Below are 1,685 nucleotides of genomic sequence, written 5' to 3'. Positions count from 1 at the left end.
GCGCTGCGCGGTCTACATCTTCATGGGCAAGACCGACCCCGAGGCGCCGCGGCATTCGCAGCAGTCGATGATCCTGGTGCCGGCCGATGCGCCGGGGGTCAAGGTGGTGCGGCCGCTGCCGGTGTTCGGGTATGACGATGCGCCGCACGGGCATTGCGAGATGACGTTCACCGACGTGCGCGTGCCGGCCAGCAGCATCCTGCTCGGCGAGGGCCGCGGCTTCGAGATCGCGCAGGGGCGGCTCGGCCCGGGCCGCATCCACCACTGCATGCGGCTGATCGGGCTGGCCGAGCGGGCGCTCGAGCTGATGTGCCGACGGGCGTCATCGCGCGTCGCGTTCGGCCGCAAGATCGCTGACCAGGGCGTCACGCGCGAGCGCATCGCCGAGGCGCGCTGCAAGATCGAACAGGCGCGGCTGCTGACGCTGAAGGCGGCGTGGATGATGGACGTGGCCGGCAACAAGACCGCCAAGGGCGAGATCGCGATGATCAAGGTGGTGGCGCCATCGATGGCCTGCCAGGTGATCGACTGGGCAATGCAGGTGCACGGCGGCGGCGGGATGAGCGATGACTTTCCGCTGGCGTACTTCTACACGGCGGCGCGGACACTGCGGTTTGCGGACGGGCCGGATGAAGTGCATCGCAATGCGATTGCGAAGATGGAACTCGGCCGATATAGCTGACCCACCCCCGAGGCGCTTCGCGCCTCCCCCTCAAGGGGGCGCCACCAGTGGCCCGGCAAAGCCGGTTCCACGGTGTCCGCTGGGTCTCAATGGCGCGACGAGTCCTTGGGATCATCCGGCCCGAGCTGGGTCTGCCACGCGGTCGACGACGTGCTCGGCCAGCCGCTGGCGGCGCCCTCGCCGGCGCCCACCCCACCGGCCACCCGCACCGCCTGCAGCACCGCCACCTCGAACAGGCCGACCGCCTGGCGCACCGCCGCGAGATCGGGGTCGGCGAGTTGCATGCGCAGGTAGACCCGGCCGCGCAACAGCATCAGCACGAACGGCGGCTCCTGCGCCAGCAGGTTGCCGCTGGCGTCTTCGAGCTGCCGGGCCAGCGCGCCCTCGACCCACGAGGCCGCCACCTGCGGCGTGTTGCCGACCAGCCCGAAACGCATGCGCACCGCCTTCGAGGCCGCGAACGTGACCTTCGCGAACATCGCGAGCCAGCGCATCTCTTCCGGCGTCGCGCCGTCGATCACGGTCTGCGTGCTTTCGGTGAAGCGCTCGAAGGTCTGGCGCTCCAGCGTCTCGCGCAACGGCTGCGACAGCAGCAGCACCTGCAGGTTCGGCGGCAGGCCGAGCTCCATGCGCAGCCGCAGTTCATGGCCCTCGATGTAGGGGCGCTGGGGCGAACCCCATTCGAGGCGCCACGGCTTGCTGTCCATGCCGCCGTCGATCACGAAGCCTTCTTCCTCGCGCACGCGCTTGAAGGCCATCTTGTTCTCGCGGGCCCACTCCGACACCGCCCGCCAATCCGGGCCGTCAGGCTTGCCTGAGATCAGTCGTTTGATCGCGTCGAGCATGAAGGCCGTGCTTGAACTAGAGTCGCATCCACACAGCACGCCCGTGCTGCAGAACGTCGACCTGAGGAAGACAAGATGATCGAAGTGTATTCGTGGGCCACGCCGAATGGCCACAAAGTTCACATCATGCTGGAAGAGTGCGGGCTGCCGTACAAGGT

The 1,685-nt window shown here is 68.3% G+C and carries 2 protein-coding genes and 1 pseudogene; 2 read left to right on the top strand and 1 reads right to left on the bottom strand.

Features of this window, described 5'->3' with window-relative positions; genetic code table 11:
- Positions 1-682: acyl-CoA dehydrogenase family protein (locus tag AC1D15_RS30870; RefSeq protein ID WP_477829033.1), on the top strand; the 682-nt coding region annotated here is incomplete at its 5' end.
- Positions 683-768: 86 nt separating this feature from the next.
- On the opposite strand, the gene AC1D15_RS30865 is transcribed toward AC1D15_RS30870, so the two are convergent.
- Entirely contained in the window at positions 769-1,527 is a 759-nt protein-coding gene (locus AC1D15_RS30865) for a hypothetical protein (RefSeq protein WP_052211435.1), read from the bottom strand.
- Positions 1,528-1,602: 75 nt separating this feature from the next.
- Between AC1D15_RS30865 and AC1D15_RS30860 the strand changes: the two are divergent.
- A pseudogene (locus AC1D15_RS30860) lies at positions 1,603-1,685 on the top strand (glutathione S-transferase family protein); the annotation flags it as partial.

The organism is Rhizobacter sp. P2_H2 (assembly GCF_056403375.1).
The sequence above is the reverse complement of the archived record's forward strand: the minus strand, read 5'-3'. Positions and strand labels throughout refer to the sequence as shown.

Bases quoted from the DNA above. Each gene is read 5' to 3' on its own strand.
- AC1D15_RS30865 (WP_052211435.1), bottom strand. From the start codon at position 1,527: ATGCTCGACGCGATCAAACGACTGATCTCAGGCAAGCCTGACGGCCCG.